Source organism: Streptomyces sp. NPDC057474 (assembly GCF_042802555.1).
GTDB lineage: Bacteria > Actinomycetota > Actinomycetes > Streptomycetales > Streptomycetaceae > Streptomyces.
Genome location: NZ_JBHVDX010000019.1, coordinates 29,736 through 49,393, shown reverse-complemented (window position 1 = coordinate 49,393; position 19,658 = coordinate 29,736). Strand labels below are relative to the sequence as shown.

Sequence of the window (19,658 nt, the reverse complement as noted above, 5' to 3'; positions counted from 1 at the left end):
GCGTGGGGGCGCGGCGTGCGGGGTGCGGGGTGTCAGAGCGGGCGGCCGACGCCCGGGCTCCACAGCACCGTCACCGGGACACCGGTGCTTCGCGCGTAGTCCACGATGTCGCCGGTGCCGCCGGGGCCGCGGGCCGGGGCGCCGTCCCATACGGCGATCATGCGGTCGACATGGTCGACGATGTAGCGGCCAGCCGCGTAGTAGGCCTCGTCGTGGGTGCGCTCGGCCGGCAACTGCACGCGCCCGGCACAGCATTTCAGGAGCCGGCGGTACGACTCCCGTACCCGGTCGTCGCCCAGGTGGGCCTCGTAGTCCATGCCGGGGATCACGGCGGTCAGCGGGATGCCGTACTCCAGGGCGATCTCGGCGAACAACTGGTCGGCGCCGGCGGCCAGGCTGCTCATGGCCCGGGCCGAACCCATGGCCCGTAGTTCCGCCCGGACACCCGAGCGTACGGCTGACAGTGCCCCGTCCGGGATCTCACGATGTCCGGTGATGCCGATCCGGGTCACGGGCCCTGCCATTCGCACGCTCTCCTCCGCGGCCGCGGTCATCCAAATCACCCTAGCGTCAACGAACTTGCACGGAAACGACACGTACGCGCGTTCGGTGAGGCATCGGGGGCTCACAGAGGCGACAGCCAGGTGAACGTCGGATCGGCAGCCGCCCCTTCGTGCTCCGGCCGACCGGCTGGGGAGGCGGTTCTCGACGGGGCCGGCGAAGCGGACGGAGGCCGAGGGCCGTGCCGACACCGACGACGGTTGCCGGGAGGGGGGAGGACGGTTGCCGGGAGGGGGAGGGATGTCGTCCGCGGAGGTGGCTCGGGCTGGGGCGCCGGTGTCCGGCCGGTCACCCGTGCCGGTCGGGTGGATGAGGTCGTCGGCGTCGGATCAGCGTTCCGGGTCGGGTCAGCGTTCCGGGTCGGGTCGGGTCGGGTCGGGTCGGGAGACCCTGCCGTCCGTACCGGCCGGGTCGCCGTACCGGCCGGGTCGCCGTGACGGTCCGGTCGTGGGGCGTCGGTGGCGGTGATCAGTCGCCCACGGGGTCCAGGGTGAGGGGTGCGATGCGGCCTTCCAGCATGGCGCCGATGCCGAGGGCGGCACAGACGTCGGGGCGTTCGGCGATGTGGACGGGCATGCCGGTGGCGTGGCGGAGCATCTGGTCGAAGCCGGGGAGGAGGGCGCTGCCGCCGACCATCATGATGCCCCGGTCGGCGAGGTCGGCCACCAGATCGGGCGGGCAGTCGCGGAGCACCTTGCCGATACCGTCGACCACGGCGGTGAGGGGGGTCTGGATGGCGTCGCGCACGGCCGCGGTGTCCACCTGGACGGAGCGGGCGAGCCCGGTCGCCACGTCGAGACCGTGGATCTCGGTGGAGGCGGGGCCGTGCGAGGTGAGGCCGTTGCCGGAGAGGGCGAGCTGGAGCGGTCGTACGGACTGGCTGGGCAGCGTCAGCTCGTGCCTCAGGCGCAGGTGCTGCACGATCGCGTGGTCGATGGCCTCGCCGCCGACGGGGATACGTACGGCGCTGACGACCGAACCGAGGGAGAGGACGGCGAGCTCGGTGGCCCCCGCACCGCAGACCATGATCATCGTCGCCTCGGGCTGCTCGACGGGCAGTCCGCAGCCGACGGCCGCCGCGATGAGGGTGTCGACCAGTTCCACGCGGCGGGCGCCGAGGCCCACCAGCGTCTCGATCGTGGCGCGCTGGGCCAGCGGGTCCGCGCCGTGCGGGGTGCAGGCGGCGGCGCGCAGGGCGGGCTTGCGGCGCAGCGTGCGGCGGACCTTGTCGCCGAGCAGCTGGCGCAGCATGCGCTGGGCCATCTCGATGTCGACCACCGTGCCGCCGGAGACGGGCCGCACGACCCGGATGTAGTCGGGCGTACGGCCCATCATCTTCTCCGCGAACTCCCCGACTGCGATCAGCGCGCCCGTCCGGGTGTTCACGGCGGCCACGCTCGACTGGTCCACGACCAGGCCCGCGCCCTTCACGTACACCCGGGTCCGCGCGGCCCCCAGATCGACGCCGAAGTGGCAGCGGCGCAGCTGTTCCAGACTGGCGGTCATCGCGGTCATTGCGGATCCTCCCGAGAGCACGGACCGTACGGACCGCCGCCGGTCGGCGGGTCCCTGGTTCCCTTGCATCGTGCGGGGGGCGGGGCGGCGCTGCCTGTTGGGGTGGGCCGGGTGGGGTGCGGCTGGACGGGTGGTCCCGTGACGGAAAATCCGGCCTGGCAGGTGGGGAGGAGGGGGGCAGCAGGGGCCTCCACCGCTCGTGCGGTCGTCCACACGGGCGTCGTCCACGCGTGCGGTCGTCCACATGGGCGTCGTCCACGCGGGCGTCAGCCAGGTGGGCGGCTCGTCGCGGGCCCGACGACCCCCCGTACGACACCCAACTCCACCAGGTCCTGCGGCCGCACCCGGAGTTCGTCGGCTGTCGCGCCCGCCAGCTCTTCCGGCCGTTTGAGGATCGCGGCGGCCATCTCCGGCGCGATCACCGAGAAGTAGCTGTCCGGGGTGGCCCAGGTGTTGTCGGGGGTGGCGAGGGCCAGGGCGCCGCCCGAGCCGCCCTCGCCGATGAGGAGGGTGGTGAGGGGGGTGCGGGCGCTGGTGACGGCGGTGAAGAGGTCGGCGATGGCGGGGCCCACGCCCTGGCGTTCCGCTTCGGCGTCGTTCGCGGCGCCGGGGGTGTCGACGAGGGTCAGTACGGGGATGCCGAGGCGGTCGGCGAGGCGGATGAGGCGGGCGGCGGTGCGGTAGCCCGCCGGGCGGGTCGCCGTACCGCACTGGGCGGCGTAGGCGACGGTCCGGCCCTCGTGTTCGCCGAAGCCGCACAGCATGCCGGGGTCGGTGCCGCCGACGCGGTCCCCGCTGATGGCCGCGCGGTGGGTGAAGTAGGCATGCAAGTAGGCGTCGGCGCGGGGGCGTTGGAGGGAGCGGGCGCGTTCGACGGCCTCCCGGCCTGTGGTGGGGAGAAGCCGCGGGTCGTCTGTGGTTGCTCGCGCGATCCCCCGCGCCCCTTCGGGGGCGCGGCCGATGGGGAACGAGGACGGCATGGGCAGGTGGGGCGGTGGAGGCGCCGGCCGCGTCGACGGGTTCGTCAGCAGCCGCAGCCATCGCCCCAACGTCTCTCGCAGTGCCTCCGGCGGGACCACCGCGTCCACAGAGCCCGCAGTCACCTGGGACTCGGCCGTGTACGCCGCCGGATCGGCGTCGGGTGGGCGGACACGCGAGCCGGCGAAACCGACCTGGGCGTCGGGGAGGGCGAGGACGATGTCGGCGCCGGCGCCGAGGGTGGCCCAGCCCCCGCCCGTCGTGGGGTCGCGGAGGACCGAGATCTGCGCCAGCCCGGCCTCCCTCGTCAGGGCCGACTGGCGGGCCACGCGCTGGAGTTGTATGAGGGCGCGCATGCCCTCCTGCATGCGGCTGCCCCCGGTCGCGACCAGCGAGACGACCGGCAGGCGGTGCTCACGAGCGTACGTGTACGCCGCCTCCAGGCGGTCGCCGGTGCGTTCGCCGAGCGAGCCGCCGAGGAAGCCGAACTCGAAGGAGATCAGTACGGCCGCCGTGCCGGTGGTGGTCCTGGGGCGCGCGCCTGCCTTGCCGTGCTGCTGCGCCTCGGCAGACATGCCCGGTGGCGGCACCCCGGCTGCCGTGTCGGTGTCGGTGCCGGTCGCCTCGGCCCCCGTCGCCGTAGTGGGGCCGATCACCGCCCGGCCCCACACCACCGACTCCTCCTCCCCGGTGCGCTCCGCGGCGCGGGCGCGCGAGGTGTCGTAGCCGTGCCAGGAGAGGGGGCCGTCGGGGGCGTAGTCCCTTTGCGGGGTGGGGAGTTCCGTGAAGTCACCCGTCAGGAAGGCGATGGCCTCGCGGGCCGAGCGGCGCCGGTCACTCATCCGTCTTCAGCGCTCGCTTCATGATCTTGCCCATGTCGTTGCGGGGGAGGGCGGCGAGGTAGTGGACGATTCGGGGGCGCTTGTGGGGGGACAGGTGGGTGGCGACGTGGGCGGCCAACTCGGAGGCCAGGGGCGGGAATTGCGGGTCCGTCGACACGATCCAGGCGACCACGCGCTCGCCGAGGTCGGGGTCCGGTTCGCCGGTGACGGCGGCTTCCCGTACCCCCGGGTGTTCCAGGAGCGCGTTCTCGATCTCGCCCGCGCCGATCTTGTAGCCGCCGCTCTTGATGAGGTCGGTGGCCTTGCGGCCGACGATGCGTACGTAGCCGTCGGGGTCGCGGACGGCCATGTCGCCGGTGCGGAACCAGCCGTCGGGGGTGAACGCGGCGGCGGTCGCGTCGGGGCGGTTGAGGTACTCGGTGAAGAGGTTCGGGCCGCGTACCTGGATCTCGCCGACCGACTCGCCGTCGTACCCGGTGAGGGGGGCGCCGTCGTCCTCGACGAGCCTCAACTCCACGCCCGGCAGCGGGAGTCCGACCGTGCCGGCGCGCGGTTCGCCGTCGGCGCGGACGCTGGTGTTCATCAGGGTCTCCGTCATGCCGTACCGCTCGATCACCCGGCGTCCGGTCGCCGCCGCGATCCGTTCGTGGTCGTGCACGGGCAGCGCGGCCGAGCCGGAGACGAGGAGGCGGGCGCGGCCGAGTGCCCGGGCCAGCTCCGGGTCGGTCGGCAGGGTCTCCGCGATGCGGTGGTACATCGTCGGGACGCCGAACAGCATCGTCGCGCCCGCCGACAGCTCCCGGGCGACAGCGGCTGTGTCGAATCTGCCGAGGTGGCGGACAGAGCCGCCGCGCCGCAGCGGGCCCAGGATGCCCAGGATCAAGCCGTGTACATGGAAGAGGGGGAGGGCGTGGACCAGTACGTCGTCGGCGGTCCACTGCCAGGCGTCGGCCAGTGCGTCGAGGGTGGTGGCGACGGCCCGGCGGGGGATGACGGCGCCCTTGGGGGGGCCGGTGGTGCCGGAGGTGTAGACGATGAGGGCGGGGGCGGTCGGGGACGGTTCGTCCGCCGCCGGGCGCGGAGCCGGCCGCTCCCGCACGTCGATGTCCACGCGCTCCAACTCACCCAGAGCGACTGGAAGTTCGGTGTCGGGGGCGGTGAGGACCAGGGCGGGGGCGCTGTCCTTCAGGATGTGTCCCAGTTCGCTCTCGCCCGACTTCGGGTTGAGCGGTACGGCCGGGACGCCGGCCAGCAGCGCGGCCACGACGCCCACAGCCGTCTCCAGCGTCGGTGTCGCCCAGACGGCCACGCGGCCCGCGTCGCGGATCCGGGCGGCCAGCGCGCCGGTCACGGCCGCGAGTTCCGCGTACGTCAGGGACCGGTCGCCGAACCGCAGGGCGGGGCGCTCGGCCCGGGCTTCGCCGGTGAGGGCCGGGAAGAGAGGGGACACGTTTCGTACTCCTTGTTGTCGCCGTCGGTGTGCGGCTGTCGGTCTGTTGGGCCGCTACCGGTCTGATCTACCGCTACCGCGCAGGTGACTACCCGAACCCCGGGACCACCAGCACCAGCCACACCACCGCGGGTACCACCGCCACCACGATCCCCCCGTAGATCATCAGCTGTCGGAAGAAACGCTCGCGGTCGACGTCCGGTGCGGCGGCCAGGACCAGCGCGCCGTTCGTGGAGAAGGGGCTCACGTCCACGACCGTCGCGGACACGGCGAGCGCCGCGATCATGCCGACCGCGCCGATCTCGCCCTGGGCCAGGAAGGGGACGGCCAGGGGGATCAGGGCGCCCATGATGCCCACGGACGAGGCGAAGGCCGACACGATCGCGCCGATGTAGCAGAGCAGTACGGCGGCGAGGAGGGGGATGCCGATGTCACTGACGCCCTCGCCGGCCCAGGTGATGGTGCCCATCTCGTCGAGTACACCTACGTAGGTGAGGACGCCGCAGATGAGGAGGACCGTGGACCAGGCGATCTGGGTCACGGCCTTGCGGCTGTCGTCCGGCCAGACGGCGCTGAGGGTGGCTGCGAGGGTCACCGCGGTGAGACCCGCGTCCAGGTCGAAGGCGAGTACCGCGACGACCAGGGCGACGAGGGAGGTGAGGGTGGCGATGCGGGCGGGGGTGAGGGCGGGTTCGGTGCTGGAGGTGGATGCGGTGCCGGGGGTGGGGACGGGTGCCGCCCCAGCGGCACGATTGCCCGCAGCTGGGTCAGCGGGGTGGGAGTCGCTGCCCGTGGCCGGGGCCGGCCCTTCGGCCGTCGCGCCCTGCTTCCACAGTTTCATCCCCCCGAACAGTACGAACACCACGCCCGCGATCACGAGGTTGGCGATCAGGGACGTCAGGAAGAGTGCGACTTCGTTGCCCGGGAGGTTTTCGCGTTCGACGATGCCGTTGACGATCGTGCCGTAGATGCTGATCGGGGAGAAACCGCCGCCCTGGGCGCCGTGGACGACCATCGCGCCCATCAGGAGGGGGCTGATGCCGTACCGCGCGGCGAAGCTGAGGGCGATGGGGGCGACGATCGCGACCGCGGCCGGGCTGACCGCGCCGATCGCGGTGAGTGCGCCGGTGATGAAGAACATCACCCAGGGGATCAGCGCCACCCGGCCCCGTACGAGCCGGATCGAGGCGTGCACGAGCCAGTCGGTGGTGCCGTTGGCACGGGCGATCGCGAAGAGATAGGTGACGCCGACGAGGACGACGAACAGGTCACCGGGGAAGCCGGCGAAGATGCCGTCCGCGTCGAGGTCAGCGACGAGTTCGCCCACTCCGAAGGCGGCGGCGAAGGCGAGCGCGCCCATGTTCACGGAACGGGTCGTGGCGATGACGAACACCACGGCGAGGACGAGGATCGAGATGAGTTCGGGGGACATACGGGCTCCCGTCGTTGGGTCCCGGAACAGCCGAGGGGGAGGTTGGGGGAGAGGGGGGAAGAGAGGCGGGTGACTACGAGCGAGTGGCCGAGTGGCTGAGCCACTTACGGGTGGTCAGCGTGGGCGCGTACGACCATGACGTCAAGAGGTCGCGCAAGAATTGGCTCAGCCACTCGGCCACCGGGCCACCGGCGCGGGCCGGTGTTACGCTCCCGACGAGCGACGCCGGACGCGCCCGGGCGTCGCCGTACGCGCCGGACCAGCCGGACCAGCCGGACGATCGGGGGAACCGTGAGCGACGCCCTGCGACCCATGGCCAAGCAGCGGTTGTACGAGCAGGTTCTCGACCGGTTGCGTCAGTACGTCGCCGAGGGCGGTCTGAGAGCCGGCGACCGGCTGCCGCCCGAGCGGGATCTGGCCCAGCGGTTGGGGGTGAGCCGGGCCTCGGTCAAGCAGGCGATCGTGGTGCTGGAGGTCCAGGGCCTGGTGGAGGCGCGGCACGGCGGGGGCACGTATCTCGTCCGGGACAGCCTCGACGTCGAGCCCGTCGAGGAGATGGTCGAACGGCGTCGGCGGCTGCCCGATGTGCTGGAGGCCCGCGAGGCGTTGGAGACGAAGCTCGCCGAACTGGCCGCCGAGCGCCGGACGGAGGACGACCTGGCCGCGATGCGGGACGCGCTCGCGCACATGGCCGGGGAGATCGAGCGGGCCGGGCACGGCATCGAGGGCGACCGGCTCTTCCACGCGGCGGTCACGGCGGCCGCGCACAGCAGTCTGCTCGCCGAGTTCATGCGCTCCATCGCCGACCAGATCGCCGAGAGCCGCACCGAGTCGCTGCGCCAGCCGGGCCGACCCGACCGTTCCCTCGCCCAGCACCAGGCGATCCTCGACGCCATCGCCGCCCAGCAGCCCAAGCAGGCGGCCACCGCGATGCGCCGCCACGTCCGCACGGTCGCGAAGGTCCGCCTGCTGGACTGGGACCCGGGGGAATCGGCCTCCTGAGCGCGGCCCCGCGTGCGGCCCCCCGCCGTTGTCAGTGGTGGTCAGTACAGTCGGCCCCGGTGCGCGGACGGGTGAATGCGGGGCGGCGGTGCGGGATTTCGCGGGGGAGTTCGAGACCCATCTGACGGTGGGGTCCGGTTCCGTGGCCGGTGACGAGGGCCGGATACGTCGCTGGGCGGAGCGCCACCGGGTGAAGTACACGCGGATCGTGCTCGACCGGGGCGCGACGCCCGACCAGCCGATGCTGACGGTGCGCGGCGAGGGTGTCCTGCCGGCGCGGCGAGCGGCCGCGTCGGCCTGGGTCGAGCGGCTGGGTGCCGAGGGGTTCGAGGTCGCCCGGGTGAAGATCGAGGCCGCGCCCTGGAACGAGGACGTGCCCCGGACGGCCGCCGAGGCCCGGGCCCTTCCTCCCGGCTGCTACTTCGAACACCACGTCAAGCTCGCCCTCGCCGACGGCGCCGAGGTGGTGGCGGTACGAGCACTCGCCGAGCTGCATTCCGCCCATGTGTCGCGCAACGCCCGCCGCGAGCTGAGTGGGCGGAGCGGCAGCGGTCACGAGCGCTTCGTGACCCAGCGCTGCCGTGGGGTCGGCCGCCCCGAGGCCCGCCGCCGTCTCGACGCCCTTCTCGACGCGCTCGCGGCGGCGGGGTTCAAGGCCGTCGAGGTGGAGGAGGAGTTCGTCGTGCACGACGACCGTCCGGCCCTGGACAGCGGGTGGATCGACGAGGGGACGGGCGGGCATGCGGACACGCGGGCGGACTTCCGCACGGGGCAGGCAGAAGCATCGTGACCCGGTCCGACGCGTGGCGCCTCGCCCACCGGGCCGTGCTCGACCACCTGCTCCACCTCGTCGCCGATTCCCCCTTGGGGGACGACCTGGTGCTGCGCGGGAGCATGGTCATGCCGGCGTGGGTGGGGGCCGAGGCGCGGGAGCCCGCCGACCTCGACTGGATCGTTCCCCGGCCCCTGCTGGTCCCGGTGGATGCCGCGCACCCCTATCCGTACGTGGAGGGGCTGGAGGACGTGCAGCAGTGGCCGGAGGCGGCCGACGGCGCCGACCGGTACGAGATCTGGAAGTTCGAGGAGTTCGACACCGGGGGCCTGCGGCCGGCGGTCCCGCCGGAAGGGCTGCACTGGATCGTCGAGGCGGAGCCGGAGGAGTGCCCGCCGCACCTGGCGGTGCTCGACCTGGTGCGGGAACGGCCGGTGGCCGCGTCGGGGGTGGTGCTCGATGTGGACGCCGCCCGCCCCGACGGCACCTGGACCTACACGGAGTACGAGACTCCCGGCACCCGCCTGACGATCCCCTGGGCGGCGGAAGGCCTCCCGCCCGGCGAGGCGCGGCTGGACTTCGCCCGCGACGAGAGGCTCCCGGAGCTCCCGGTGTGGACGGCGATACCCCGCGGCGACGGCTCCGCGAGGACCGTCGTACGCACCCCCGGCCGCGAACTGTCCCTGGCCTGGAAGCTCCTGTGGCTGCACGCCGACTGCGCCACCGAGGGCCGCGCCCGGGCCAAGGACCTCTACGACGCCGTACTTCTCGCGGAGGCCGAAGCCACCGAACTGTCCCCACGGCTGCTGCGCGAGGTCTTCCGCCGCGAGCCCGGTGACACGGCAGCCGCGGACGCCCTGCACCTGGACGCGGTCGTACTGGACTCCGTGGACTGGGCGGACTTCCGCGCGGCCCACCCACAGGTGCGGGGGACGGCCGAGGAATGGCTGGACCGCCTGAACCGGGCGCTGGAACCGCTGCCGGGGCGTGCGGCACAGCGGGACGATCGATAGAGCTTCCTATCGCTTCGCTGCCTCCTTCCGCACCTCGTCCGCCACCTCGTCCGCCACGTCGACCGCCACCACGTCCGCCACCACGCAGCTCACGTTGTCCGGCCCGCCCGCCTCGTTCGCCTCGGTGACGAGAGCGCGTACGGCTGACCCGGGGTCGGCGATCGAGGAAAGGGTTCGCTGGATGGCCGGGTCGGGGACGACCGACGACAGGCCGTCCGAGCAGAGGAGGTAGCGGTCGCCGGGGTGGGCGTCGTGGAGGCGCAGGTCGGGGGTGGAGATGGTCTCGTCGATGGTCAACGCCTTGAGAAGCAGGGCGGGTTGGGGGTGGGTCGTCGCCTCCTCCGGGGTCAGGCGGCCCTCGTCGATCATCGACTGGACGACGGTGTGGTCGTGGGTGATCCGGAACAGTTCGCCGCCGCGCAGCAGATAGGCGCGGGAGTCGCCGATGTGGACGAGGGCGAGCTGGGAGCCGGTCCAGAGCATCGCGGTCAGGGTCGTGCCGTCGTCCCCGGTCGCCGCGATGTCCCGTACGGCTTCGGTCGCGCCCCGCACCGCGTCCTCCAGCAGGTTCAGCACGCTGCCCGCCGGGAGGGTGTCGCGGTCCAGGATCTTCAGCGCCTCCACAGCGGCCGTGCTCGCGGGGGCCCCGCCGGGACCGAAGCCGTCGGCGACGGCGAGGACGCGGGTGCCGGCGTAGGCGGTGTCCTGGTTGGCGGCGCGAACCAGGCCGGTGTCGGAGAGAGCGGCGTAACGGAGTTCCAGCATCGGGGTGTCCTCCTCGGATGTGTGGGTGAAGTGGTCCACGAGGAAGGCCGCCAGGTCGCGTCGGGCCGCCGTCTCGGCCTCGACCCCGGCCCAGTACGCCCGGATCTCCCGGGCCGCAGGACCCGGCTCCAGCGCGCACACCGTACGGATACGGGCCAGCGGCATGCCGAGCCTGCGCAGCCAGGCCACCAGCCGGGCCTGCTCCAACTGCTCGGTGGCGTAGTAGCGGTAGCCGGTGTCCGGGTCGACCCGGGCGGGCCGGAGGAGCTCCAGCTCGTCGTAGAGCCGCAGTGCCTTCGGTGACAGTCGGCACGCCTTCGCGAAGGCCCCGATCGTCAGCATCTCCATGGCTCCCCTGGCCTTCCCTCGGACCTGGCCGTTCCTCGTTCCGCGATCGATGCTGGGGCTTCACCGAAGGTGAAGGTCAAGCGGTGGTGCGGAGCCGCGTCGATCACCCGTTATCGTTTCGTGACTGACTCGGCCACATCCGATCACGTATCGATCACACTCTGAAGGAACATGACCGCGCACAACGCAACACCTTCCGGCACCCGTACCCGCCGCCGCAGCGGGCCGCCGCGTGTCACCGCCCAAGGTTCGGCCACGGGGACGGCCGGAGGGAGAGGGAAGGGCTCGGGGCGCAGGAGAAAGGGCCCCGCGCGACAGGGGGGAGGGCCCCTGTGGGGCGGGCTCGGGGCCGTGGCGGTCCTCGGTGTCGCCGGATTCGCGGCGCTGAGCTGGATGAACGGCGGAACCGAGGAGTTAGCCGGCGAGGCGGGGGCCAGCGCGTCCGCCGAGCCCTCGCCCGAGCGTTCCCGGCGTTCGTCCAGCCCCAGCCCCAGCCCCAGTCAGAGTTCCGGTGCCGGCGCCGGTGCCCCCCGCAGCCCCTCCTCCTCGCCCAGTTCGTCTCCGGGCAAGTCGGCGTCGTCGTCCCCCAGCGGCTCCCCGGTGACCATCCCCAGGACCGGGCCGGGCACGTTCACCACGGCCTCCGGCGGCAGCGGCAAGGTGGGGGAGGGCACGCCCCTGCGCTACCGGGTCGAGGTCGAGAAGGGGCTGTCGCTGTCCAGCGCCGACGTCGCCGACGAGGTGGAACGCGTCTTCGCCGACCCGCGTGGCTGGACGGCCGGCGGCGACCGGGCCTTCCAGCGGGTCTCCGGCGGCACCTTCGACTTCGTCGTCAAGCTCGCGACCCCCGGCACCGTCGACGACGTCTGCGGCGCGGGCGGCCTGAACACCGGCGGTGAGTACAACTGCAACGTCGGCGCCGACGTCATGGTCAACCTCGAACGCTGGGAACTGGCGACCCCTGTCTACGCCAAGGACGTCAAGGCCTACCGCGCCCTGATCATCAACCACGAGGTCGGCCACTTCCTCGGCCTCGGCCACGTCGGCTGCCCCGGCGAGGGCAAGCCCGCCCCGGCGATGATGCAGCAGATCAAGGGCATGAACGGCTGCGTCCCCAATGTCTGGCCGTACGACAGGAAGGGCCGCCTCATCACGGGGCCGGCCGTGCCGTGAGAGGGAGCACCCTCGCGGAAATCCCCTCCCTCCTCGGTCTTCGCGATTGTTAGCCTGCGCCGGAGACCCCCTTCCCGGGCACCTGCCCGGAGGGCCGCCGCAGACGTACGAGAATGGAGCCCCCGTGGCCCGCACAGCCGCCCCCCGCATAGCCGTCGCCACCTACGACCCCGGGCCGGAGACGAGCCACGACCGGGATCTGCCGGCGCTCGTGCGGGCGCTGGGGGAGGCCGGGGCCGACGCGGCGGCCGTGCACTGGGACGACCCGGCGGCCGACTGGGCCGGCTACGACCTCGTCGTCATCCGGTCTACCTGGGACTACAGCTGGCGCGCGGCCGAGTTCGTGGCCTGGGCGGAGAAGACCGGCGAGGTCACCCGGCTCGCCAACCCGGCCGGGGTCGTGCGCTGGAACACCGACAAGCGGTACATCGGTGACCTCGCCGACGCCGGGGTACCGGTCGTGCCGACGGCCTATCTCGCGCCGGGCGAGACCGTGAGACTTCCGGAGGCACACGAGTACGTCGTCAAGCCCACCTCCGGCGCGGGCGCCCGGTTCGCCGCGCGGTACACCCCCGACCAGCGGGAGACCGCCGTACGCCATGTCGAGCGGATGCACGCCGAGGGACTCACCGCGATGGTGCAGCCGTTCGTGACCAGCATAGACACCGAAGGGGAGCGGGCCCTGCAGTTCTTCGGGGGCGGGCTGCTGCACGCCAGCCGCAAGGGGGCGGTGCTCGCGCCCGGCACCGCGTACGACGCCGACAAGATCGCCCACCCGGGCCTGGAGCCCTGGAACCCGACCGAGGCCGAACTCGCCGTCGCCGAGCGGGCGTTGGCCGCCGTACCGGGGAGGCCCGAGCTGCTGTACGCGCGCGTCGACCTCGTCACCGGGGACGACGGGCGGCCGTGCGTGATGGAGCTGGAGCTCGTCGAGCCCAACCTCTTCCTGTGGCTGCACCCGGATTCGCTGCCCCGCGTGGTCGACGCGATCCTGGCGGCGGCGACCACCACCGGCTGACCAGCGGGCCCATGACCGGGCCCATGACCCGGCCCATGCCCGACCCCGCAAGCCCCCCTCACCCGAAGAGGCGGGAAATCCACGAAGCGCGCCTCCCGCCCGTACCCGCTGCCTACCCTTCGGGGTTACAACAGCGCGTACGAGAAGCACAACTGAGGGCGTGACCAGCATCGTGGGCGGATCGGAGTCGCGGCGCACTTCCGGTTTCCCGGCGGAGCTGACGAGCTTCGTGGGGCGACGGGACGAGGCGGCCGATGTCAGACGGTTGTTGTCGGCGGGCAGACTGCTGACGCTGACGGGACCCGGCGGGGTGGGCAAGACCCGGCTCGCCGGGCATGTGGCGGGACAGGTCGCACGGGCCTTCCCGGACGGCGTGTGGCTCGTACCGCTGGCCGCGCTGAGCGACGAGGCGTTCGTCCCGCACGCCGTGAACGACGCGCTCGGCGTCCGCAACGAGACCGTACGGCCCCCGCTGGAGATCCTCCTCGACCATCTGCGCGAGCGGCGCTTACTGATCGTGCTCGACAACTGCGAGCACCTGCTGGGTAGTTGTGCGGTCCTCGCGGGGACCGTGCTGGCGGCCACCGAGGGCGTACGGATCCTCGCCACCAGCCGGCACCGACTCGGGCTGGCCGGGGAACAGCTCTTCGAGGTGCCGCCGCTGCCCGCGCCCGCGCCGGAGGAGCTGACCCCGTCGGCGGTCGGGTCCTTCCCCGCGCTGCGGCTGTTCGCCGACCGGGCGGCGGCCGTGGTCCCCGGCTTCACCGTCGGAGAGGCGAACCAGCAGGCCGTGGCCCGGCTCTGCCGACGACTCGACGGGCTGCCGCTCGCCATCGAGCTGGCGGCGGTCCGGGTGCGCGCCCTCGGCGTGGACCAGCTCGTCGAACGCCTCGACGACCGCTATCAGCTCCTCACCTGCGGCAGCCCGACCTCCGCGCCCCGCCACCGCACCCTGCGCTCCGCCGTCGACTGGAGCCATGAACTGTGCACCCCGCAGGAGCAGTTGGTGTGGGCGTGGCTTTCGGTGTTCGTCGGCGGCTTCGACCTGGCCGCCGCCGAGGCAGTCTGCGCCGCCGAGGCCGCCTGTGCCGGGGAGAACGTGGCCCCGTGCGCCGTCCTGGACGCCGTCGCCGGGCTCGTCGACAAGTCGGTGCTCGTCCGGGAGGAGCACGCCGGGCAGGTGCGCTACCGGCTGCTGGTCTCCCTGCGCGACTACGGGCTGGAGAAGCTGCACGACCTGGGCGAGGCGACCGACACCCGGCGGCGGCACCGCGACCACTTCGCGCGCCTCGGCGCCGAGTACGAGCAGGCCTGGTTCGGCCCCGATCAGGCCGGGATCACCGAACGGCTGCGGATCGACCAGGACAACTTCCGGGCCGCCCTCGACTTCTGCCTCACCACCCCGGGCGAGGCCCAGCACGGGCTGCGGCTCGCCGCCGGCCTGTGGTTCCACTGGGTCGCGGGCGGTATCTGGGGCGAGGGCCGGCACTGGATGGACGGTGCCCTGCGGGCCGGGGCCCGGCCCGACGAGGCCCTGACCCGCGCCATGTGGGCGGGTGCCCTGACCTCGCTGGTCCACAGCCGCTCCGCCGCCGTCCTGGCCGGCCTCGACCCGGTGCGGACCGCGGCCGCCGCCGACGAGGAACTCCCGGTGCCCGCGCCCCCGCCCGTGCCGGCCGGCGCTCTCGGCCCGGGCCGGGCCCGCGCCTGCACCGCCTTCGTCGTCCTCACCCGCGTCGAACTGGCCTGCACCCTCGTCAGCCGGGGCCGCGCGGCGGAGGCGATCCCGCTGTGCGCCGAGGCCGTCGCCCTCTGCGAGGCCCACGGCGAACAGTGGGCCCGCTCCTGGGCGCTGCGCACCCTCGCCCTCGCGCACTGGTCGGCCGGGCAGTACGACCGCGCGGCCGAGCACGCCCGCGCCTGCCTGCGGCTGCCGTACACCGTGCGCCAGCACCAGAGCCTTGCCCGCACCCTCGACCTGCTCGCCGCCGCCGAGGCCCTGGCGGGTGACGCCGAGCGGGCCGGTGTCCTGCACGGCGCCGTCGACCGCATCTGGCACGACATCGGCGGCAACCCCATGGACGCCCTCCAGCCCGGCCGGCCCCGCGCCGCCGAACACCACGCCCGCCGCGCCCTCGGCGACCACGCCTACGCCCTGGCCCACCGCCGAGGCGGCCGCCTGACGGCGGAGCAGGCGGTGGCCTACGCCCTGGGCGAGCCGGGGGAGGGTTCGGCTTCCGCCCCGCGTACGGGCGGGCGGCGCGAACGCCCGGACTCCGCCCTGCGGACGGGGGGCCGATGGGACGGCTCGGCGCCCGGGGCAGGCACGGAAGAGGTCGCTGCCGTACGCCAGAGTTCCACCTCGGGCCCACGCGAAGGCTCCGCCTCGGTCGGAGGCGTGGCCGACGACCGAGCCTCGGCGAGGAACCCCTCCCCCGTCCCCACCCCCCTTCCCGTCGCCGACCCGGTCCCGCTCACCCGCCGTGAACTCCAGGTCGCCGCCCTCGTCGCCCAGGGCCGCACCAACAAGCAGATCGCCGACCATCTCGTCATCGCCCGCCGTACCGCCGAGGGCCATGTCGAACGCATCCTCGTGAAGCTGGGCTTCCACAACCGCAGTCAGGTGGCGGCCTGGTTCAGCGCGCGGGCGGGACTGTAGCGGGGGCGGGAGCCGGGGCCGGGGATGCCGAGGGCGTCGTATCCGCCGGGCTCGGCCGGGTCGGCGGGGCCGGCAGAAGCACGGACGGGGTGGCCGTGGTGCCCCGATGGGTGCTGCGGACGCGGATACGGACGGCGCCGACACCCGGGCCGGCGATCAGTGACTCGGCGAGACGCAGCCCGTGCCCCTCGGACCGCGCTTCCGGAAAGGCGGGCCCGCCGTCGGCCGGAGGTGAGGCGGGCCCGCCGCCGGCCGACGGGCCGGGGTCGGCGTCCGTGATCGTGCAGCTGACCCTCGCTCATCCGGCGTCTCCCTCGTCCTCTTCTCCCGCCACGCTGACCACCAGCTGGGGCACCTCGTCGGCGCCCAACTGCTCCAGCACCAGCCCCAGCAGCTCGCCGCAGCGCACGGTGACCTCGCTGCCGGCCGGGAGCGACGCGGCGAGGCTGATCAGCTGCCAGGCGCAGTGGGCCTCCATGAAGCACAGGTCACGGAGGTCGAGGACGAAGTGGCTGGGGCCGGAGTCGTCACGGCGTTCCAGTGCCTCGCGCAGGGCCTCGACGAACTCGGTCCGCGTGCTCAGCTCGGCGGTACCGGCGATCCGCCCGCCGTCGGGGGTCTCGGTGACCTCCAGGGAGTCGAGGCGTTCCATGACCCGCAGCGGGTGGACCTTGCCGACGCGGGCCGTCAGGTCGTCGTCGAACCGCTGGCGGTCGTACCAGCAGATCGCGGTGAACAGCGGGTCCGCGAACAGCGGCGCCACGGACGCCTCGTAGTCCAGCAGCCGGTCGTGGCCGAGGTTCATCCGGGGCGCCCAGCTCATGTCGGCGGTGGCCCGCAGCCCCGCCCAGCCCTCGTCGCGGGCGCGGTCGACCTCGGAGGCGTACGTGTCGATCGTGCGCCGCTCCTGGAAGCGGCCGTCGGGGACGTAGATCTCCGTGTTGCGTTTGAGCGACAACTGGCCGCCGGCGCGCGCCGTCACGACCTGCCCGCTGCCCCGGTCCAGCAGGGCGACCACCTCGTCGTCGGTCAGGTCGTCCGGGTCCATGACGAGCAGGACCTTCTCCCCGCGCGCCAGACTCGTCCGGGTGTACGCGGTGAACACCTTCCACGGCGACTCCCCGTCCCCCTCCTCGATGGCCCCCGGCCCCATACACGCGTGATCCCCCAGCCGCAGCCGCTCGACGGGCACGGTTCGCTCAGCGGGGTGCTGGGGCGTCATGGGGTGCCTTCCCGTGAGGATCAGGACTCTGCACGGACAGTAGGCCCATATGTGATGCCAACGGCCGGATGATCGCCAATCTTCTGCTCAGAAGGCTTTTGGGACCGGATAGAGAGAAGGCTGATCGATAGCGTGCGTGACCTGACGGGGTGCGACCAGGTGCTGTTAGGGGCGTGGGGCTGTATCGATGTGCGGCTCCGCCGCGTGGGCGCGCGATCAGCCCCCATGAACCCGCAGTCGCAAATCGAACCCGCAGTCGCAATCGGACCCGCAGTCGCAATCGGACCTGCAGTCGCAAACGGACCCGACTCTCCCGAGCTCCTAGGCGATCCTCTGCAACAGCCCCCACGTGAACTCCGCGACGCACTCCCGCCGCACCCCCGCCCCATCAGGCGCCGCAAACGCCAACCCCCACCGCGTAGGCGCCGTCCCCTCCAACGGCCGCACCGGCGCGAAGGCCCGCGCCACCTCATCCACCGTGCAGGACCACGGCGTCAGATCCTCCAGCGCACGCAACTCGGGCCCGGCCGCCCCCGGAGCCCGCACCAGCCACTCGTTCCACACCGCCCCGTTCGGCGCGAGCAACACCTCGAAGCGGAGGTCGGCCCACAACGGCACCGGCCACAGCCACGCCTCGCAGTCCAGGTCGCCGATCTTCCGCGCCGTGACCGATTCCGGCGCGCCCAGAACCGACCGGTACCGGGATGCCGACCCCCGTGCCCGAGGCGACCGCACCATCGCCTGCCACCGCCTGTTCGCCTCACGCATCTCTGCGATCGAGACGCCCATCTCACGGCGGGCGTCCTCGACGAGCTCCGGGTTGTGGTCGGCCATACGGCGCAGCAGCACGAGCTGGAAGTCCAGCGGGGTGAACGGACCGGAGGGCCTATCGGGGCCGGGGCGCTTCGCGGAGGACATGGGGTCCATCGTGGCGTACGGCGCCCGAGGCGGTCCGGCGGCCACCGGCTCGCTCACCCGGGCGGCGCCCGTCCGGCAGGAACAGCACCGAGTTGACGTACCGGGGCCCGGCGAACGGCAGGACACGGCGGAGCAGCCCCTTGGACGCCATGTGCGACGTACGCGCCTGGTGGGCCTCCAGGGCGGCCGGGTCGAGGGGGAGCCAGGTCCCGGCGGGGAGGACCCAGCCGGCGTAGCCGAGGCCGGCGAGGAGGTCGACGACCGGGGTGATCGGCTGGATACGGGACTCCAGTTCGACGAAGAGGGCCGGGCGGTCGCGGACCAGGAGGCCGGACGCGCCGCGCAGGACGGCCGGCTCGTTGCCGTCGACGTCGATCTTGATGAAGCCGACGTCGGTGAGGCCGAGACCGTCGAGGGTGACGCAGCGGACGTCCAGGGCGCGGGCGTGGATGTCCCGGCGGACCAGCGACGACACACCCCGTCCACCGTCGTCGCCCGGCGGCAGCCAGAGGCGGGCCGTGCCCGGGTGGTCCGAGGCGGCGGCCTGGACGACGCGGACGTTGGCGGGGGCCGCCGAGGCGAGCAGCCGGGCCAGCCGGGGCACCGGCTCGACGGTCACCACGCGCCCGGCTCGTCCTGCCAGTCGCCGCGTCCAGGGGCCGTACCAGCCGCCGACGTCCACCGCCGTCCCGCACTCCGGCGGGCACAGTTCGTCGAGCCGGGCCAGCTCCGGCTCGAAGCGCGGGTAGACGAGCCGGGCGGTCGCGGCGATCAGCCGGTCCGGGAGGAGCGGCGCGAGCCGCGCGGCGAGCGTCGTCATGAGCTCATCCTCTTGAGGAGTGCCTGGAGTTCCTGGTGCTCGTCCTCCGTCACCTGCTCGCCCGACGACGGCAGCAACTGCGGAATGCCGTCGATGATCGGGTAACGGCGGTGCAGCCGGGGGTTGTAGAGCGACTCCGACGCCTGGGCGGCGGTGTCCGGTCGCTCCTCCTTGTGGACCACCAGATGCAGCGGCCCCTTGTCCAGCGGGCACGCCAGGATCTGGAGCAACGGGTCGTCGGGGTTCATGGAGGGGTCAACTCCTTGGCAGGAATGGGGGGTTGGGGCGAGGGCGGCGGCGGACTGTCGTGTTTGGGCATGCTCAGCAGTACGGCGACCGCCAGCACCGTGCCCGACAGCCGCAGGGCCAGCCGCAGCGGATCGTCGGGCAGCGACTCGCCGAACGACAGCGTGCCGAGCACCGCCGTGAACAGGCAGGTCACCGTCGTGCAGACCGGCACGATCAGCGAGGCCCGGCAGCGCTGCAGCGCCGCCTGCGACATCACCAGGCCGAACGCGCCGGTGAAGAGAAGGAGGTACGGGTACGGGGAGCGCAGCAGTCCGACGACCGCGTCCCCGAGCCCGCCGCTGGTCAGATAGCTCGACACGCCCTTGATCGCGAGCGAGCTGACGCCGTACAGCAGACCCACGGCCACGCCGTACTCGACGCCCGTGGTCGGCAGCCGGTGCCGGTGCCGGGCGCGCCGCTCGGCGGACCGGTACAGCCCCACCCCCGCCGCCAGCGCCGGCAGACAGATCGTCAGGACCAGCGCGTACGGTGCCTCCCGGCTCACCGTGTCGGAGCCCTCGTCCAGCGACAGCACCACCATCAGCAGCGCGGCGAGGATGGCCCCGAGGGCGTACCGCTCCCGGCCGGTCGTCTCCTCGCCGAGCAGCCGCGCCGAGAGCAGGACCAGCAGGACCAGCCCCGATACGAAGATGCCCTGGGCGGCGGCGATCGGCAGCGTCCGGTACACGGCCAGCTGTGCGGCGAACCCGGCGGCCAGCGACAGCGACCCCGCGATCCACAGCGGGCTGCCGACGACCTGCCGCAGCAGCTTCACCGGCTCCCGGACCGTCACCTGCGGCATGGCGGTGAGCGCCCGTTTCTCCAGGACGAATCCGGTGCTGTACAGCGCGTTCGCCAACAGGGCCGCGGCCACTCCCCACC

At 73.1% G+C, this 19,658-nt stretch carries 17 protein-coding genes; 6 read left to right on the top strand and 11 right to left on the bottom strand.

Annotated features, from left to right (window positions below; all coding sequences use genetic code 11):
- Positions 1–32 precede the first annotated feature (32 nt).
- From ACFU53_RS08185 to ACFU53_RS08165, 5 genes are all read right to left on the bottom strand, one after another.
- On the bottom strand, positions 33–524 hold the full coding sequence (locus ACFU53_RS08185) for a hypothetical protein (protein ID WP_383987469.1): 492 nt from the start codon (positions 522–524) through the stop codon (positions 33–35).
- Positions 525–1,029: 505 nt separating this feature from the next.
- Positions 1,030–2,067 carry a rod shape-determining protein gene (locus ACFU53_RS08180; protein WP_383987547.1) on the bottom strand — a complete coding sequence of 346 codons (1,038 nt, stop codon included), beginning with the start codon at positions 2,065–2,067 and terminating at the stop codon, positions 1,030–1,032.
- A 275-nt stretch (positions 2,068–2,342) separates the two neighbouring features.
- Positions 2,343–3,896, bottom strand: a complete 1,554-nt coding sequence (locus ACFU53_RS08175; protein ID WP_383987466.1) for a carboxyl transferase domain-containing protein — start codon at positions 3,894–3,896, stop codon at positions 2,343–2,345.
- Positions 3,889–5,346 carry an acyl-CoA synthetase gene (locus ACFU53_RS08170; protein WP_383987463.1) on the bottom strand — a complete coding sequence of 486 codons (1,458 nt, stop codon included), beginning with the start codon at positions 5,344–5,346 and terminating at the stop codon, positions 3,889–3,891. The genes ACFU53_RS08175 and ACFU53_RS08170 overlap by 8 nt, the downstream gene beginning before the upstream one ends.
- Positions 5,347–5,434: 88 nt before the next feature.
- Entirely contained in the window at positions 5,435–6,778 is a 1,344-nt protein-coding gene (locus ACFU53_RS08165) for an SLC13 family permease (protein WP_383987460.1), read from the bottom strand.
- A gap of 291 nt (positions 6,779–7,069) precedes the next feature.
- On the opposite strand from ACFU53_RS08165, the gene ACFU53_RS08160 reads away from it, so the two are divergent.
- The 3 genes from ACFU53_RS08160 to ACFU53_RS08150 all read left to right on the top strand — a co-directional run bounded on the left by ACFU53_RS08160 (position 7,070) and on the right by ACFU53_RS08150 (position 9,565).
- Positions 7,070–7,780, top strand: a complete 711-nt coding sequence (locus ACFU53_RS08160) for a FadR/GntR family transcriptional regulator (protein ID WP_383987457.1) — start codon at positions 7,070–7,072, stop codon at positions 7,778–7,780.
- Between the two features lie 88 nt (positions 7,781–7,868).
- A complete protein-coding gene (locus ACFU53_RS08155) occupies positions 7,869–8,570 on the top strand; it encodes a hypothetical protein (RefSeq protein WP_383987454.1) in 702 nt (233 codons plus the stop codon).
- Positions 8,567–9,565: a nucleotidyl transferase AbiEii/AbiGii toxin family protein gene (locus tag ACFU53_RS08150; protein WP_383987452.1), complete on the top strand. Its 999-nt coding sequence runs from the start codon at positions 8,567–8,569 to the stop codon at positions 9,563–9,565. The genes ACFU53_RS08155 and ACFU53_RS08150 overlap by 4 nt, the downstream gene beginning before the upstream one ends.
- 6 nt (positions 9,566–9,571) lie before the next feature.
- On the opposite strand, the gene ACFU53_RS08145 is transcribed toward ACFU53_RS08150, so the two are convergent.
- Entirely contained in the window at positions 9,572–10,678 is a 1,107-nt protein-coding gene (locus ACFU53_RS08145; RefSeq protein ID WP_383987449.1) for a MerR family transcriptional regulator, read from the bottom strand.
- A gap of 351 nt (positions 10,679–11,029) precedes the next feature.
- On the opposite strand from ACFU53_RS08145, the gene ACFU53_RS08140 reads away from it, so the two are divergent.
- The 3 genes from ACFU53_RS08140 to ACFU53_RS08130 all read left to right on the top strand — a co-directional run bounded on the left by ACFU53_RS08140 (position 11,030) and on the right by ACFU53_RS08130 (position 15,528).
- Positions 11,030–11,851 (top strand): DUF3152 domain-containing protein, encoded by an 822-nt coding sequence (locus tag ACFU53_RS08140; protein ID WP_383987446.1) that lies wholly within the window; start codon positions 11,030–11,032, stop codon positions 11,849–11,851.
- A 124-nt stretch (positions 11,852–11,975) separates the two neighbouring features.
- A complete protein-coding gene (locus ACFU53_RS08135; protein WP_383987443.1) occupies positions 11,976–12,869 on the top strand; it encodes a RimK family alpha-L-glutamate ligase in 894 nt (297 codons plus the stop codon).
- Positions 12,870–13,029: 160 nt separating this feature from the next.
- The gene (locus ACFU53_RS08130) at positions 13,030–15,528 is read left to right on the top strand and encodes a LuxR C-terminal-related transcriptional regulator (RefSeq protein ID WP_383987440.1); all 2,499 of its coding nucleotides are present in this window, start codon (positions 13,030–13,032) and stop codon (positions 15,526–15,528) included.
- A gap of 298 nt (positions 15,529–15,826) precedes the next feature.
- On the opposite strand, the gene ACFU53_RS08125 is transcribed toward ACFU53_RS08130, so the two are convergent.
- The 5 genes from ACFU53_RS08125 to ACFU53_RS08105 all read right to left on the bottom strand — a co-directional run bounded on the left by ACFU53_RS08125 (position 15,827) and on the right by ACFU53_RS08105 (position 19,650).
- Positions 15,827–16,750, bottom strand: coding sequence for an MEDS domain-containing protein (locus ACFU53_RS08125; protein WP_383987437.1), 924 nt, complete (start codon positions 16,748–16,750; stop codon positions 15,827–15,829).
- A 321-nt stretch (positions 16,751–17,071) separates the two neighbouring features.
- Entirely contained in the window at positions 17,072–17,677 is a 606-nt protein-coding gene (locus ACFU53_RS08120; RefSeq protein WP_383987434.1) for a hypothetical protein, read from the bottom strand.
- The gene (locus ACFU53_RS08115; protein ID WP_383987431.1) at positions 17,637–18,488 is read right to left on the bottom strand and encodes an FkbM family methyltransferase; all 852 of its coding nucleotides are present in this window, start codon (positions 18,486–18,488) and stop codon (positions 17,637–17,639) included. Before ACFU53_RS08115 ends, ACFU53_RS08120 begins: the two co-directional genes overlap by 41 nt.
- Positions 18,485–18,736, bottom strand: a complete 252-nt coding sequence (locus tag ACFU53_RS08110; RefSeq protein ID WP_383987428.1) for a Trm112 family protein — start codon at positions 18,734–18,736, stop codon at positions 18,485–18,487. The genes ACFU53_RS08115 and ACFU53_RS08110 overlap by 4 nt, the downstream gene beginning before the upstream one ends.
- A complete protein-coding gene (locus ACFU53_RS08105; protein ID WP_383987544.1) occupies positions 18,733–19,650 on the bottom strand; it encodes a hypothetical protein in 918 nt (305 codons plus the stop codon). Before ACFU53_RS08105 ends, ACFU53_RS08110 begins: the two co-directional genes overlap by 4 nt.
- Positions 19,651–19,658 lie beyond the last annotated feature (8 nt).